This is a genomic window from Paenibacillus sp. IHB B 3084 (genome assembly GCF_001447315.1).
Classification (GTDB): domain Bacteria; phylum Bacillota; class Bacilli; order Paenibacillales; family Paenibacillaceae; genus Paenibacillus.
Genome location: NZ_CP013203.1, coordinates 1,390,813 through 1,406,428, shown reverse-complemented (window position 1 = coordinate 1,406,428; position 15,616 = coordinate 1,390,813). Strand labels below are relative to the sequence as shown.

The window sequence follows — 15,616 nt, the reverse complement described above, 5'->3', positions numbered from 1 at the left end:
ATGCTGAGGGCGGTGCAGGAAGCTTTTCCGCCGCCTACGTGGAAGCAGCCGCTGGATATCGTTTGAGGGAGGGGCGTGCCATGGCAGAGAGAGAAAAAGGAACAGGAACCAAGGCAGAGCTGCATAAGGTAGATGATCATCTGGATTACGGATTATCTGTCGTATTTATTGGCTTCAATCCCAGCTTGAAATCAGGCGAAGTGGGGCATCATTATGCGAACCCGCGCAACCGCTTTTGGCGCATACTGGAGGGAGCGGGTTTGACCCCTCGCTTATACGATCCATCGGAGGATGGGGAACTGCTCAAGCTTGGCTATGGTTTTACGAACATTGTTTCCCGGCCCACGAGGGGAGTGGAGGACATTGCCCGCGAGGAATACGCCGAAGGACGTCTGGAGCTACATGCCAAGCTAAAGGAATACCGACCCAAGGTAGCCTGCTTTGTAGGCAAAGGTGTATATACCGAATACAGTAAAAAATCCAAAGTAGATTGGGGATTCCAGCCCGAATCGCTGATCCCCGAGATGCATGAATTTGTAGCCCCTTCGTCCAGCGGATTGGTTCGCATGTCGCTGGACGAGATCACAGACATTTACCGCCGTCTCCAGACGTTTCTGACGGCAGAAATCGTCTGATATGCAGCGAGAACAATGGATTCAGCTAGAAGAAAAAGAACCACACAGTTCATGCCCTGAGGGGAAGAACGTGTGGTTCTTTGAACTAACGCAGACTCTATTTTAAGGTTTTTGCCTGCCACGCCTGATCTACCGGAACGTAAGGATATCCCAGATCACGGGCTACCGCCTCGTAGGTGATATGACCGTTCAGGACATTTGTGCCGCTACTTAGCGGCTTGCTTTTGCGAAGGGCTTCCTGCACGCCCTGATCCGCAAGCTGGAGGGCAAAGGGAAGCGTCGCATTTGTCAAAGCAAGCGTCGAGGTTTGCGGCACTGCGCCCGGCATGTTCGCTACGGCATAGTGAATGACGCCATGCTTCACATAGGTTGGCTGATCATGTGTCGTGATGTGGTCAATCGTCTCGACAATACCTCCCTGGTCGATAGCGACATCCACAATCACAGAACCGGGCTGCATCGTCTGCACCATAGCCTCCGTTACGAGACGAGGGGCTTTGGCTCCAGTGATCAGGACAGCACCGATCAGCAAATCGCTCTGCGCTACGGCTTCGGCAATGTTGGACGGTGTAGACACCAGCGTATGGAGCTGATTGCCGAAAATATCGTCCAGCTGGCGCAGCCGATGCAGGCTCAGGTCGATCAGCGTCACGTCCGCGCCGAGGCCGATGGCGACCTTCGCAGCGTTCGTGCCGACGACCCCGCCGCCAATAATGGTCACTTTGCCGCGCTTGACTCCCGGCACGCCTGCCAGCAGAATGCCTTTACCGCCCTTCGGTTTTTCCAGCAGCTGTGCCCCGATTTGCACAGCCATTCGACCTGCGACCTCGCTCATCGGGGTAAGCAACGGAAGGCTTCCCCCGACATCTATGGTTTCATAGGAGATGGCAGTTACGCCGTTGTCCATCAGCGCTCGTGCCAGTACCGGCTCGGCAGCCAGATGGAGATAGGTGAACAAAATCAATCCTTGCCGAAAATATCCGTATTCTGCGGATAACGGCTCCTTCACCTTGATAATCAGATCCGCCTGAGACCACACATCCGCTGCATGCTGCACAATCGTTGCACCCGCCGTGGCATAATCTCCATCCGTGAAGCCACTTTCAACCCCTGCATGACTTTCCACAAATACGTGATGTCCGTGCTGGATCACCTGAGCTGCACCGGCAGGGGTCAAGGAGACGCGATTCTCATTGTTTTTAATCTCTTTCGGAATTCCAATTTTCATTCTGTTCACCTCTCCTGAAAATAATTGTTATCCACCGGCAAATAATTGTTCTTCAGGGCAGCTACGCTGCTGTGTTTCTGTGTTTCTGTGTTGCAATGTTGCTGCACCAAACGGATTCAAAAATTGCATTATCATTTTTGTGCAGCCTGCCAATTAGTTAAATGGACTCAAGCCGACAAATGCAATTCATGTTAGATTAGGTACAGTTTACAAGTGGAAAAGCTCCTTGACATCATACATTTTGTCGGATTATCTGCCTTCAAGGCTCGACTTTTTGATGAATAGGTGTCATATAAAATGACATTAAGACATATACATAAGGAGAATTCCGATGAACGGTAAAAAAACCTTTACCATTGCCGATGTGCTGGAACGTCCGGTATTCCGGCGGGCTAAGCTGGCGGCCGGGGAGCAGGGCACGAGTCACCGGGTCGGCTGGGTCCATGTGCTGGAAATCACAAACGTAACCCCCTTTGTGAGTCGTCATGACCTGATTTTGACGACCGGCCTGTGGCTAACCCGAGAGGGGGAGGAACGCGCTGAGTATATGGAGCAGTTGATCCGTTCCGAAGCCGCAGGACTATGCGTGGAGCTAGGTACGAGCATCCATGAGATTCCGCCGGAAATTCTGGAGCTGGCGGAATCTCATCATTTTCCGGTCATCGTATTTGAAAAGCCGGTACGCTTTGTTGAAATCACGCAAGATATTCATTCCCTGCTTATTAACCGCCACCACGAACTACTGAAAGATCTGGAGCGTTTCTCGCGCCAGCTTCAGCAGGAGACGCTGCGCAGCACGGATATGAGTGCCCTTTTACGGGCACTTCATGATTATACCGCCCGACAGGTCATCTACATGTCTTCCATTGATACCAATCGGTTCGTGCCTTCCATCCAGCCTGATGTGGCTGACCGCATTGCGAATTTCTATGCCAATGAGGTGGAATCCAGCATGACGTCTGATCGGGAGGGTCACTTGCTGTTCCATCTTAATGAATCCACCGCCGTCTTGTTTCAACCGGTTGTCTGCTTCGGGCAGGTGTTTTCCGCAGTAGGTCTGGTGCTGCATGGCGAAACCCCGACGGAAGAACTGTCACTGCTGCTTGACTACACAGCCAAGGCAGCCGCTACGCTGGTGCTGAGAACTCAGTTCCTCGAAGACCGGTTGTTACGCAACCAGAATGAACTGATTCAGGATATGCTGAACGGACAGCTTCCCAGCGAAGAACAGGCTCAGACCCGGATGGGGCTACGTCTGCTGTCCAAGGGACAGTATTTATTTTGGGCCGGGGTTATTGAGGTGGAGCATCAGGATAAGGAAGCCAGTCAGGTGCGCAAGGAGTCCATTAACCAGGATATATTGGTACTACTCCGTTCTTTGCTGAAAAAGGAGACGCTGCACAACCTGCTCATGATGAAGGGGAACCAGTGCTACATTCTTTGTGCCAAGGAGGAATTGACCCTGCGTTCCGCGGCGCAAATGAAGAAAGTGCTTGCCCATACCGTACAATATATTCAGAACTATGCCGCAGGGCAGCTTGACAAGGTGCGCATTCATGCAGGTTTCGGCAAAGTGAGATACCGGATGACCGGAGCAGGCCGTAGTTTTGAAGAGGCTTATCAGGTTATTGAAGTGGCGCGAAGCGTTTCGGCCATGAGAGATCGACTTTTTTACGACAGTATCGGAATCTATCAGTTGTTGAAAGCCGTACCCCTCACTCCCTTTTTACAAGAGTTTGTACAGGACCATTTGGGCGGGCTGCTTGCGCATGATCGTGAGCACCATATGCAGCTTCTGGATACGCTGGATGCTTATTTTCGATGCCATGGCTCCAAACGCGACACTGCTGGAATCCTGTACATTCACAGGCAAACTCTCTACAATCGGCTGGACAAAATTAACGAGATCATAGGAGGAAATCTGGCAGACCCGGATAAACGTCGTTGTCTGGAGATGGCATTGCTGGCTCACCGGATGCTACAGGCCGAAAAATGATCCTAAATGACTACTTCTATTTTCCAATCTACTCATTTACAATGCGTGCTAACACTGAGATAATAGAAGAGATAACGGTAATATCTTTGAAAGGGGATTAATATGAATATAAAAAAATGGATTGCCGTCCCTCTTATTCTGCTAATGGTAGCTTTGACGGGTTGCGAGGCAGTAGGCGGATTTGATGTAAGTAAAAATCTTTTGGGCACACTTGATGTGAAATCCCAGCAGTCAACGGAGAAGATATCTCTTAAATTGACTCCAAAAGAAGGCATTACGCAAGGAGATCAGGAAATTGTTGATCTAATCAATTCTATTTCCGTAACAGTGGATGAGGCCAAGGTACAATCGGAGGAACTCGCTTCCGCCAAGGGTACATTACACATCGACAAGTATAATTTGCCGTTTGAAATTGCTTTGGACCGCCAAGGTGTGGCTATTCAACTGGAAGGTGCCAAAAAACCTTATTACATATCTTTGAACTCGCAGGAGAGTTTGAGTGGTCTGCCTGCCGGATTTGATCCTTATGTATACTCCAAGGATGTAAGAGATCTGACGAAAACAGCCGCAGCACTTGTACTCAAGCATGCTCCTAACCCTTCGACCATCTCTGCAACGTCTGTAACCGAGGAAGTTTATGGTGAGAAGGACAAAGTGAAGCTGACTCGTTTGCATGCTGAACTTCGTGGCGATGAGCTGGTCACATTGGTGAAACCGTTCCTGACCAATCTGGCGAAGGACGAGGCTGGCTTGAAGGAACTGATCGGGCAAGCGATTGATTTCACTAAAAATATCGCTTCCAGCATGAATGTTGATGGTGCTGATCAAGTCACAAGCGAACTGAACACGAACAAGGAAAAACTGGTCAATGAGGCTTATACCGAAGTTAAAAAGTATTTGGATCTGGCCGTTGCTCAATATGATACAGGCGTAAGCACTTTATATGCACAATCTCCTGAAATCAAAACGGTTCTGAGTTCCAATACGGTTCTGAAAACCGATATGTATTTTGATGAAAAAGGAAATGTTCGCAAATCAGTGTCAGACCTGACGGTTGCTTTGCCAGAAGTAGATAGTCTTCCAGTGAAGTCCTTCTCGATTGTTACGGAAGTTCAATCCTGGAACGTAAACGGTAGTGTAACAGCCGACAAGGTAGATATCTCCAATGGTGTTATCGACCTGAATAAACAAGCGGAACTTACGCCAGGAGCGACACTTCGCAATTTTGAAGCAAACTCTCCGATCTACAATATTTTAAAAAATGATTTGAAAATTACAAAAGTAGAAACCACTTTCGATCCTAAAGACGATTATTATGTGCTGGTGAATCGTAAAGGTACGGCCTTCATTCCACTGCGTGAGCTGACGTATGAACTGGGTTCCGAATTAAAATGGGATGCAGCAGCCAAGCAAATTACAGTTGTGGATGATATTACAGGTAAGACCATCAAGCTGAAAAGCGGTTCCAAACAGGCTGTACTGGAAGGAAGCACATTAACGCTGCCACAAGCTCCATATACGGATGAATATGGTACGTTGTATGTTCCTTTCAAATCGGTTGCCGAAGCGCTTGGTGCCACAGTAACCCGTAACAGTAATGGTGAGTACGTATTGAAACGTGACTAAAAAGACATTCCACATATCTGTGTCCAACTGCACCGCTGGTGCATGGAACATGCAGGTATAGACACAGGAACCGGCCCGTTCAAGGGTCGGTTCTTTTTTTGCATATCCTTATGAATCTAATCTATCGTAAAATAAGGAAGCATTCTCACAGAAACGATTTAAATAAGCGATTACAGATTAAAATAGTACCCTATTTTTGCACAGGGAAAATTGAGATAATTATATTGTTGTTGCGCTATATATATATTTGCGGCCAGGCGCCACGGTGGAAATTACCTACAACAGGGGGATATAACGATGAAAGATATGGAATTGTTGAACTCTAGTGAGGGACAAATTGTACTTGCTCGAATGTACGGTCAACAGCAGGTTGCAGAGCAAACGACGCGATATCAATCACTTCTACAGGCGTACCGGGAGCACTTCGGCGTCGGGGATATTGAATGGTTTAGTGCTCCGGGAAGATGCGAAATTGGGGGGAATCATACAGACCACAATCACGGGAAGGTGCTGGCAGGCAGTATTACACTGGATACCATCGCTGTAGCTGCTAAAGTGGAGGAGCCTGTAATTACGTTCTTTTCCGAAGGCTACAAAACGAAATACGTCATTGATTTAAATGACTTGTCATCACGACCGGAGGATGACGGTACGATGCTTCTGGTTCGCGGTATTGCGGCTGGCTTGCTTGAACACGGCTATCGCATCGGAGGATTCCAGGCTTATATATCAAGCAATGTGTTCTCTGCTTCAGGATTAAGCTCTTCTGCTTCATTTGAAATGTTGATTTGTACTATCATCAGTCATTTTTATAATGAGGGAGCGTTGGATGCTGTCGCCAAATCCAAAATCGGCCAGTACGCCGAAAATGGCTACTGGAACAAGCCGTCGGGTCTGCTTGACCAAATGGCTTGTGCATATGGGGGATTGGTTGCCATTGATTTTGTAAACCCCAAGGAACCGATCATTAATCCAGTTCACTGGGATTTTCAAGAAAACGGATATTCCCTGGTTATCGTCAATACAGGTGGAGATCATGCTGATTTAACGGACGATTACGCGGCGGTGCCCAACGAAATGCGTGCAGTGGCTCAGTCCTTAGGTGCTTCTGTTTGCCATGACTTATCGCCGGAGGATCTGTATGCCAACCTCAAAATGGTCAGGGAAAAAGCAGGAGATCGTGCAGTGCTGCGTGCGTTGCATTTTTTTGAAGAAAATAGGCGTGTAGATGAACAGGTGAAGTCGCTGGAGGAGGGACGTTTTTCTGATTTCTTGAGGCTCGTCACCGAATCCGGTAATTCTTCATGGAAATGGCTTCAAAACGTATATAGAAGTGGAGTTGACCGGGAACAGGACGTATCTGTCGCGCTTGCATTAACGGAAATGTATTTGAAATCAATAGATGACAGCGCATGCAGGGTACATGGTGGTGGCTTTGCTGGAGTTATCTTGACGATTCTTCCCAATGATCGTGTTGACGATTATAAGACGTGGATCAGCGGAATGCTGGGAACTCCGGTACTCGTTGTCAACGTCCGTGAGCAGGGTGCTGTTAATGTAAGTGATTTGATTCATGCGACAACGAAGGATTGAAAATGAAGCCAGAGTTGGACGGATCTTAGGAGTTATTGCGAATAGACTATACTAGACCGTTGAAGGCTTTAACCTCTGGGTTAAAGTCTTCGTTCTTTTTGGACGCTGCAGTCCAGGCTTGCGGTATAATAGAGCATGGAAGTTCTAACGAAGGAGGGCCTATTCATGGCTATGTACCCGTCCTGGTCCTATTCACAATCTAGGGCCCAAACGTTCGATGAATGCCTACGCAAATACTATTATCATTATTACGGCTCGCATAACGGCTGGAACCCTACACAGGGCAGTGAAGAGCAGGTTACGTTGTATCGGCTCAAGCAGTTGAGCAACTTATATATTTTATTTGGGAATATTACGCATCAAATGTGTGAATCGGTCATACGTGGTTGGATGGAAAAAGGCGCTGTTCCACGTCCGGCGTACCTGGAGACAGCGATGAAGAACATGCTGAATGACAGCTACAAGGAATCGCTGCAACAACGTGAGCTATGGCAGCAAGACCCCAAAAATCGCATCATGCTCGCTGAAATTTATTATGATGACGAAGTGCTGCCGGAACGAATTACCCGGATTAAAGAGCGACAGCATGCAGTTGTACATAATCTGTACCGTACTGCGGTTTGGCGTGAGCTACAGCAGGCTGAGGCCCGAATTGTCGAGGTCGAGAAGTGGGATACGATGCTGCTTCATGAGACGAAGGTCTATGTCAAAATGGATTTGCTCTACCGCAGAGGTAACGGAGACATGGTTATCGTAGATTGGAAAACAGGCAAGGAAGGCGACTTCTCCGACCAACTATTTTTGTACGCTTCCTATGTGCAGGAGCATTATCAGCTTCCGCTGGATAAGATCGAGGTGCGTGTGGAGTATCTAATGACGGGAGAACATGAGGTGTACCGTCCCACGCAGGAGGATATCGACAAGGTCGTTGCCAATGTCGGGCGATATATCGAGGAAATGAAATCCTGTCTCGATGATGATTATTATAATCGGCCGAAACCCGAGTCCTTCTTCACGCCCATGCCTTCACGCAGAGCGTGCGGCGGCTGTAATTTTCGGGAGGTATGCAAGTACCGCGCGGTGTAAGGTGGAATAGAACAAAAGAAAGACACTCCATTAATTAAAAGGAGTGTCTTTCTTTTGCCCTATTAAAGTAAATGTCCAATTCTTATTAAAAATTCTGCATATATTACAAATAGAGTTCGTGAAGTACTTTAAGGTTTAACTGGAATTTAGCCATAATATCTGAATTTAGGAGGTTTCATTTAAATGGCCATTTTGTCAACTGGACCTATTGATAATAGTGCTGTCAGTGGTGTTAGGCCCACTCAACAGGTGACGGTTAAAATCGATAACCGGGATTCGGTCAATTTTTCGACTGTATTAATAGAAGGCTATCTACTAAACGGATCGAGAACGTTATATGTACTTGAATCTTTCTCTGTCGCTCCGAATCAAGTAGTTACAAAAAATTATTTTGCCAATTTTGATGCATTTGAATTTGTTTTTACAACGGGAGGTGTTGCCCTAAGTCAGACTGAAATTTCCGTTTGGGGAAAAAATGCAGCCGGACAGTTAGTTACAGCCCATCGGCTTGTATCCTCTGAGCTCTTAGGAGCTGTTTCAGAGTCTGTACCCCTATCAATCAATCGCATTTTTGTAGCTAATTTTAATAGTAATGATGTTTCTGTGATTGATGGGGCGACCAATACAGTGATCGCGACCATTCCTGTTGGTGTTAATCCAGCCGGAGTAGGAGTTAATCCATTCACCAACCGAATTTATGTGGGGAATTTGAACAGTGACGACGTTTCCGTCATTGATGGAATAACCGATACGGTGATTACTACTATTCCTGCTGGAGATGGAGCAAGTTCAGTTGGGGTTAATACCGCAACCAATGCCATATATATAGCAAATTTTAATGATAGTACAGTTTCCGTAATTAACGGTTTGACCAATACGGTGATCGCCACCATTATTCCTGTCGGAGGTTTGTCTCTTCCAACAGGAATAGGTGTCAATTCATTAACCAACCGAATTTATGTAGCGAATTTTAATTTTGATGTCGTTACGGTCATTGATGGAGCAACAAATACTGTGATTACCCAGATTCCAGTGGGGGTTAATCCATTTAGAATAGGTGTCAATCCATTAACTAATCGAATTTATGTGTCAAATTTCACGAGTAACAGTGTTTCTGTCATTGATGGAATAACGAATACGGTGATTGCTACCGTTCTAGTCGGGACTACTCCAGGGGAAGTGGGTGTCAATACTTCTACGAATACTATTTATGTACCCAATCGTGACACTGATAATGTTTCCATTATTAGTGGGTTAACGAATACAGTGATTGCAACGATCCCCGTCGGGAATAATCCGAATGGAGTAGGTGTTAATCCAATAACTAATTGTATCTACGTAACAAATCAGGATGATAATAATGTTTCCATAATTGATGGAGTAACCCAAACTACAATTGCTACCGTTCCGGTGGGCGCTCGTCCATTCGCAGTAGGAGTGAATCCTTAGGATGCTTAGTGATTAGCCCGTCTGACAACGGGCTTTTTACTTGCGACTACAGATAACAAGGTGAACAGAATTTCATATCATAATGCAAATCTGACATTCTTCTATTTATTGAAATCGCTTTCTAATTTGGAGAATACAAGGTATGATAAGGGTATTATTGGAAAAGTCGAAGGAGGAAGTTTAGGAATATGACGAGTACAGAGCACGCACGTATTCTTTTTCAGGGGGATTCCATAACAGATGGAGGAAGAGGACGGAATGAGGACGCGAACCATTGGCTGGGTCAGAGCTATGTGTATCTGATCGCAGGTGCACTGGGGAGCCGTTTGACTGCTACGCAGCCAGAATTTGTGAACCGGGGGATTTCGGGGGATCGGGTTTCGGATTTGTATGCGCGCTGGAATGAGGACACGTTTAGCCTGAAGCCGAACCTGCTCAGTATTCTGATCGGAGTGAACGATGCCTGGCGGATCGTGGAGCAGGAGCCGTCCGGGGTGACAGACCGATTTGAACGAGCCTATCGCCACATTTTGGAGGAAACGTGTGAAGTGCTGCCCGATACCGGGCTGGTGCTGTGTGAGCCGTTTATTTTGAAAACGGGAGCTACCGAGGCACGATGGGACATTTGGCAGGAAAAAATAACGGGCTATCAGCGTCTGGTGCGTCAGCTTGCAGACGAATTTGGGGCCGTATTTGTGCCGCTCCAAAGCCTGCTGAACGAGGCTGCTACCAAGGCGGACGCCTCCTATTGGCTGCATGACGGGGTACATCCCACAGCGGTTGGGCACCAGTTGATAGCGGATCAATGGATAGATATCGTGCAAAAGAGTCCGCTGGCGATTCGCTAATAGGGTCAACCATAGTCTACTCCTTGTCATTTTTGGGTAATACACGATTATGGACATAATTACTTATAGGATCTGTCCATCCAAAAATGAACGTCATAAGGGGGTGCTTCTTGCTTCGTATGGCGGGGCAAGAGAGGGCTGTGGAAACTGTGAATATCATACTGGTCATTTTACTGATTGCGTTAACTGCGTTTTTCGTTGCATCCGAGTATTCCATTATTCGCGTGCGGATATCCCGTATCAATCAGCTTGCATCCGAAGGGAATAAAAATGCCAAAGCTGTCAAAAATATTTTGTCCCGCCTGGATGAGTATTTATCCGCTTGTCAGCTAGGGACCACGTTAACCTCGATGGCGTTAGGCTGGCTCGGGGAGTCTACGGTTGAAAAGCTGCTGCATCCGCTGTTTGTGCTGGCGCATATTCCGGCCGGACTCACGGGAGTATTATCCTTTTTGCTGGCTTTTCTAATTTTGACGTATTTCGAGGTGGTTATCGGGGAGCTGGTTCCCAAAACATTCGCTATACAGATTGCGGAGCCGATGGCTTTGTTTTTTGCGCGTCCCATTACGGTCTTCTATAAAATGACGTATCCGCTGAACTGGGTACTCAGCCGTTCCTCGCGTGTCATTACGGGACTTTTCGGACTGAAAAAGGTTTCCGAGGAAGATGCCGCTCTCAGTGAGGCGGAGCTGCGTTTGGCATTATCCGAAGGATACCGCAGTGGTGAAATTACACCGACAGAATATCGCTACCTGAACAATGTATTTGATTTTGACGACCGTGCGGCGCAAGAGATTATGGTACCGCGTATCCATATCCGCTCTATTTCTCATCTGGCAACGGTGGCAGAGTTTATGGAGCTGATCGAGGACAAGGTCTATAATTTTCTGCCTATAGCGGAAAACGGGGATCGGGATCGGATCATCGGGATGATCCGTGTGAAGGAAGCGCTGCATGATTTGGCCCGAGGGCACAGCACAGGGAATACCACGATGGCTTCCTATATTCATCCGGTGCTTCAGGTGATTGAAACCATTCAGGCCCGGGACCTGCTGATTCAGATGCAAAAGCGGCGTATTCCCGTGGCAGTGCTGGTGGACGAATATGGCGGCACATCCGGACTGGTCACACTGGAGGATATTATGGAGGAGATTGTAGGGGACATTCCTTCCTATACCGATACCGAAACTCCTGCGGCGCTAACCCCTCTCATTACAAAAACAGATGATCATCGTTACATACTCAAATCGCAAGCGCTCATTCATGAAGTCAATCGGCGTTTGGAGACGGATATTGAGGCCGGGGACGTATATACGATTGGCGGCTGGATGCTTTCAGAGCATTTTGATATCCGACAGGGAGAGAGTATGACTGTAGGTTTATGGGAGTTTACCGTACTGGAAAAAAACAGTCACCAAATAGACACAATTGAAGCAGTCAAAAAAACAGCTAGTGAACAGGAAAATGACAATAATTCCGAATGATGGAATGGTTGAGTGACTGCAAATCAATGGTTTAATATGTGACGAATGGCCTGTAAAGCAAGCAGCAGTGCGGTTCGTCCATCTTTTTGATGTACGCTGATGCCCAATACATGTTATTTTGGCTGTTAAGGTAGAGGGCCTAAAGTCTCTCTATCTTTATACTCATAAATAAGGTTGTCTGTGAAAAGTACTACTAGAATTGTAGCAATTATATGGTAAAATGGAATCAAATTTGAGTTTTTTGGGGTGGGCTACATTACATGAAAATGTCACTAGGTACGAAAATGGTTGCTGCATTTGTCGCTATTTCTGCAATAACCTATGGAACAAGCGCTTTTTTTATTTTTGTACTCAAGGATTGGCTTGCTCAAGGTACACAGGAATGGCTATATATCTCAATCATTCTGCTAATGGGCGTTCTGTGGAGTGGCATTTTGGGGTGGTTGATCTCCAAATTTCTCACACGTCCGATTGTTAGACTGGCAAAGGCGGCAGAGGAAGCCTCGGCAGGGAATCTGTCCGTAGTCATTCCTGATCGTCGTTCAGATGACGAAATCAAGGTGCTGTATGATGCATTCCGGAGTATGATGCTAAACATCAAGGATATGTTTAACGAGATATCGTATAGCTCAAGAGCGACTTCGCAAAACGCGGAAAACCTTAGTTCGGCTATTGTACAGGCTACGACACAGATTGAGTCCATGACTTCGGTGGTGGAGGATATTTTGGAAGGCGTAGAGCAGCAAAGGGATGCGTCTGTCCAATCTATTGAAACAGCGGATCGAATGTTGGGCGATTTTAAAATGATGCGCAGCAAATCGGGCCATATGCTGGAACTGTCAGGCCACATGGAGCATTCGGTCGAATCGACGCAGACGGTATTTTCATCCCTGATGGAGGGAATGGGGGAGCTGACGGCTTCGCATAGTCGTTCGCAGCAGGTCATTGCACGACTGGAAAAAGAAGCTTCCCAAATTGAAGCGATTACAAGCACCGTCAAGGATATCGCCGAACAAACTCATTTGCTGGCGCTGAACGCCTCCATTGAAGCCGCACGTGCCGGAGAAGAAGGTAACGGATTTGCCGTAGTCGCTCACCAGATTCGCGCATTGGCTTCACAAAGCACGGAATCGGTGCAGCAAATCAATGCCATCGTTAGCCGTGTGCAGTCGCAAATTGTGGAAACGGTACAATTAATGCACCAGCAAACATCACTGGTCAGCGCTGAGGCGGAACGGACAAGCTCGGTGGATCAGACGCTGAGTCGTTTGAACTCGATTGTGCGTGAATTTGTTGAAGGTATTCGCTTAATGGAAGAAGCTGTGACAGAGCAGACGAATCGAGTAGATCAAACCTTCGAGCAGATCAATCGTATTCAGCAAATGTCAGGGGCCTTCTCGGAAGGTGCGCACAAGATTTATACAGCCGCTCATGAGGAAACGGCTATTATGCAGGAAATTTCGTCTTCTTCCGAGGACTTGAAAGTGCTTACGAACAAGCTCATGATGAAAACTCGTGGAATGCAGTTGTAGAACGTAACGTGTCAGAAAAAGCAAATGTAGCCGCTATATACCGGAAAACGAAGCAAATTGGTTCTCCGGTGTGTTTACGGTTATTTTTTAATCTCGAAAAACTCACATTGTTTCCTGGGATGGTAGGCCAGATCACTGACACTGGATTGCACGACTATAGTTTGATCGTCAAAACGGATAATGACTCCGCCCGAACCAATCAACTGGTCATCCTGAAAAATGCGGACACGAAGATGTCGTTCCAACGCCTCGGTGAAGTCCTGATCTGTGATCAAACGGCGATTAATGGGCATGAGGGGTCTCCTTTGAATATGATATCTTTTATCATAAAGGCTAAGGTGTCGAACAAGCAAGAAAGAGAAAAAAGATTGAAGGAGGCTTTTGATGGACAAGCCGTGGTCATGGTCATGGTTCTGGTTCGATGCTGCTGCACCGGAAGGATTCGAGGCTTTTACTTCGTCACATTGGGTGGCTGTACTAGGGCTTATTTTATGTGCTTTACTGCTTTGGCTGACTCGGGGCCTGATTCAGTCGCATAAGCTGTTAAGTGAGGGGATTCGCTGGCTCCTGGTTACCATACTCATACTGTCCGAGGTAACTCTGAATATATGGTATGTGACCCAGCACATTTGGGATGCTCAGACATCATTGCCGCTGGAGCTGTGCAGTGTGACGCTGCTGCTGTCGATTCTGCTGCTGATTTTCCGTAGCCGCTGGCTGTATCCGATCATACTTTTTGCCGGAATTGGAGGAGCGCTTCAAGCGGTACTCACGCCTAATTTGGCATACGCTTTTCCGCACTATCGTTTTATTCATTTTTTTGTGGCTCATAGTGCCATTATATTGGCTGCCTTGTACATGACATGGATCGAAGGGCTGAAACCGACGTGGAAGGGCGTTGGGGGAGCAATGCTTTTCCTCAATGGCTTGGCGCTGATCGTTTGGCCCGTAGATGATGTACTCGGAGCAAACTATATGTTTCTTGCCGGAAAGCCGTCAACACCGTCGATATTGGATGTTTTGGGACCATATCCGCTGTATATTTTGGCAGAAGAGGTCATTGCGCTGTTATTCTTTTCTCTTATGATGTTGCTGTTCGAGGTGCTGCCTGGAGGCAGGCTGTATGCCCGCTTACGCAGAGGAGCTGTGCACAGAGCTGAACGTCTTGGGGAAGATCATAGCACGGAGAAAACACCGCGCTGAGAAGGCATCAAAAAGCCAAAGCAGCCTTTTCCGCAAGTATGATAACCAGGGATAAGGCCGCTTCGAGTGTGTAAATATTTAACGCAGCAGAGATTCTGCCCCGTCTACATAAATTTCCGTACCTGATACATGAGACGATTCGTCCGAAGCGAGAAACAGTACCAGATTGGCGACCAGGTCTGGCTCACCAGGAGCACCCTCCAGCGGATGCTCTCCACCCTTCGGAAATTCGACTGGAATTTGTACCTTCTTCAAGTCTTCTGATGGATACGTATTGTCATCAATTTCAGTGTCGATGGCACCCGGACAGATGGCGTTGACCCGAATTTTGTAACGTGCCAGCTCCAGCGCCGCCATTTTCATAAAAGCAACCTGAGCCGCCTTGGACGAGGCGTAGGCGGAGAACCCAATACCCGAGAAGGTCCGGTTACCGTTGATAGAGCTGGTAATGATAATGCTGCCGCCGCGTTCTTTCAGGTAAGGAACGGCATATTTAACAGTGGCAAAGGTGCCCCGTAAATTGATGTTCATCGTGCGGTCCCAATCCTCCGGCTCCAGCGTTTCGATGGGAGCCATAGTGCCGTTAATCCCTGCGTTGGCGAACACGACATCCAGCTTTCCGTATGTTTCCACGACTTTAGCGAAGCCTTGCCGAATCATTTCCGGCTTGGGAATATCACATTCCAGCACAAGGGCTTCACCGCCAGCCTGTTCAATGGCTGCTTTCGTTTCCTCTGCGTGCTTGGGCGTGCGATCCAGCATAACCACTTTGGCACCTTGCTCTGCAAACCGAATCGCGGCTGCCTTGCCGATGCCTGAACCTCCACCACTGACCACCGCTATCTTTCCTTGCATCTGCTCTGCCATTGACTATTCTCCTCCTCCGCTCATAAGCTAACCTGACTCGTTATTCCAATACCTCTGATTGATGATGGT

Annotated in this window: 13 protein-coding genes; 10 read left to right on the top strand and 3 right to left on the bottom strand. The window is 47.4% G+C overall.

Features of this window, described 5'->3' with window-relative positions; all coding sequences use genetic code 11:
- Window positions 1-80: 80 nt before the first annotated feature.
- Window positions 81-635, top strand: a complete 555-nt coding sequence (locus ASL14_RS06630) for a mismatch-specific DNA-glycosylase (protein WP_134914425.1) — start codon at window positions 81-83, stop codon at window positions 633-635.
- Window positions 636-732: 97 nt separating this feature from the next.
- Here ASL14_RS06630 and ald read toward each other — a convergent pair whose 3' ends face one another.
- Window positions 733-1,863, bottom strand: coding sequence for an alanine dehydrogenase (gene ald, locus ASL14_RS06625; protein ID WP_134910965.1), 1,131 nt, complete (start codon window positions 1,861-1,863; stop codon window positions 733-735).
- 331 nt (window positions 1,864-2,194) lie between these two features.
- Here ald and ASL14_RS06620 point away from each other — a divergent pair, with 331 nt between their 5' ends.
- The 8 genes from ASL14_RS06620 (at window position 2,195) to ASL14_RS06585 (ending at window position 13,477) form a co-directional block, all read left to right on the top strand.
- Window positions 2,195-3,859, top strand: coding sequence for a PucR family transcriptional regulator (locus ASL14_RS06620; protein WP_134910964.1), 1,665 nt, complete (start codon window positions 2,195-2,197; stop codon window positions 3,857-3,859).
- Between the two features lie 102 nt (window positions 3,860-3,961).
- On the top strand, window positions 3,962-5,485 hold the full coding sequence (locus ASL14_RS06615) for a copper amine oxidase N-terminal domain-containing protein (protein WP_134910963.1): 1,524 nt from the start codon (window positions 3,962-3,964) through the stop codon (window positions 5,483-5,485).
- 297 nt (window positions 5,486-5,782) lie between these two features.
- Window positions 5,783-7,078, top strand: coding sequence for a galactokinase (locus ASL14_RS06610; RefSeq protein ID WP_134910962.1), 1,296 nt, complete (start codon window positions 5,783-5,785; stop codon window positions 7,076-7,078).
- 165 nt (window positions 7,079-7,243) lie between these two features.
- Window positions 7,244-8,164: a PD-(D/E)XK nuclease family protein gene (locus ASL14_RS06605; RefSeq protein ID WP_134910961.1), complete on the top strand. Its 921-nt coding sequence runs from the start codon at window positions 7,244-7,246 to the stop codon at window positions 8,162-8,164.
- A gap of 183 nt (window positions 8,165-8,347) precedes the next feature.
- Window positions 8,348-9,613, top strand: a complete 1,266-nt coding sequence (locus tag ASL14_RS06600) for a beta-propeller fold lactonase family protein (protein ID WP_134910960.1) — start codon at window positions 8,348-8,350, stop codon at window positions 9,611-9,613.
- Window positions 9,614-9,801: 188 nt separating this feature from the next.
- On the top strand, window positions 9,802-10,461 hold the full coding sequence (locus tag ASL14_RS06595; protein ID WP_134910959.1) for an SGNH/GDSL hydrolase family protein: 660 nt from the start codon (window positions 9,802-9,804) through the stop codon (window positions 10,459-10,461).
- Between the two features lie 140 nt (window positions 10,462-10,601).
- Window positions 10,602-11,945: a hemolysin family protein gene (locus tag ASL14_RS06590; RefSeq protein ID WP_134914423.1), complete on the top strand. Its 1,344-nt coding sequence runs from the start codon at window positions 10,602-10,604 to the stop codon at window positions 11,943-11,945.
- A 260-nt stretch (window positions 11,946-12,205) separates the two neighbouring features.
- A complete protein-coding gene (locus ASL14_RS06585) occupies window positions 12,206-13,477 on the top strand; it encodes a methyl-accepting chemotaxis protein (RefSeq protein ID WP_134910958.1) in 1,272 nt (423 codons plus the stop codon).
- Between the two features lie 80 nt (window positions 13,478-13,557).
- On the opposite strand, the gene ASL14_RS06580 is transcribed toward ASL14_RS06585, so the two are convergent.
- Complete coding sequence (locus tag ASL14_RS06580; protein WP_025686491.1) at window positions 13,558-13,770, bottom strand: hypothetical protein; 213 nt, start codon at window positions 13,768-13,770, stop codon at window positions 13,558-13,560.
- 91 nt (window positions 13,771-13,861) lie between these two features.
- Between ASL14_RS06580 and ASL14_RS06575 the strand changes: the two genes are divergently transcribed.
- Window positions 13,862-14,680: a YwaF family protein gene (locus ASL14_RS06575; protein WP_134910957.1), complete on the top strand. Its 819-nt coding sequence runs from the start codon at window positions 13,862-13,864 to the stop codon at window positions 14,678-14,680.
- 78 nt (window positions 14,681-14,758) lie between these two features.
- On the opposite strand, the gene ASL14_RS06570 is transcribed toward ASL14_RS06575, so the two are convergent.
- A complete protein-coding gene (locus tag ASL14_RS06570; RefSeq protein ID WP_134910956.1) occupies window positions 14,759-15,547 on the bottom strand; it encodes an SDR family oxidoreductase in 789 nt (262 codons plus the stop codon).
- Window positions 15,548-15,616 lie beyond the last annotated feature (69 nt).

Coding starts and splice junctions, on each gene's coding strand:
- ASL14_RS06610 (WP_134910962.1), top strand. CDS start 5,783: ATGAAAGATATGGAATTGTTGAACTCTAGTGAGGGACAAATTGTACTT.
- ald (WP_134910965.1), bottom strand. CDS start 1,863: ATGAAAATTGGAATTCCGAAAGAGATTAAAAACAATGAGAATCGCGTC.
- ASL14_RS06570 (WP_134910956.1), bottom strand. CDS start 15,547: ATGGCAGAGCAGATGCAAGGAAAGATAGCGGTGGTCAGTGGTGGAGGT.
- ASL14_RS06595 (WP_134910959.1), top strand. CDS start 9,802: ATGACGAGTACAGAGCACGCACGTATTCTTTTTCAGGGGGATTCCATA.
- ASL14_RS06605 (WP_134910961.1), top strand. CDS start 7,244: ATGGCTATGTACCCGTCCTGGTCCTATTCACAATCTAGGGCCCAAACG.
- ASL14_RS06580 (WP_025686491.1), bottom strand. CDS start 13,770: ATGCCCATTAATCGCCGTTTGATCACAGATCAGGACTTCACCGAGGCG.
- ASL14_RS06575 (WP_134910957.1), top strand. CDS start 13,862: ATGGACAAGCCGTGGTCATGGTCATGGTTCTGGTTCGATGCTGCTGCA.
- ASL14_RS06615 (WP_134910963.1), top strand. CDS start 3,962: ATGAATATAAAAAAATGGATTGCCGTCCCTCTTATTCTGCTAATGGTA.
- ASL14_RS06585 (WP_134910958.1), top strand. CDS start 12,206: ATGAAAATGTCACTAGGTACGAAAATGGTTGCTGCATTTGTCGCTATT.
- ASL14_RS06600 (WP_134910960.1), top strand. CDS start 8,348: ATGGCCATTTTGTCAACTGGACCTATTGATAATAGTGCTGTCAGTGGT.
- ASL14_RS06630 (WP_134914425.1), top strand. CDS start 81: ATGGCAGAGAGAGAAAAAGGAACAGGAACCAAGGCAGAGCTGCATAAG.
- ASL14_RS06620 (WP_134910964.1), top strand. CDS start 2,195: ATGAACGGTAAAAAAACCTTTACCATTGCCGATGTGCTGGAACGTCCG.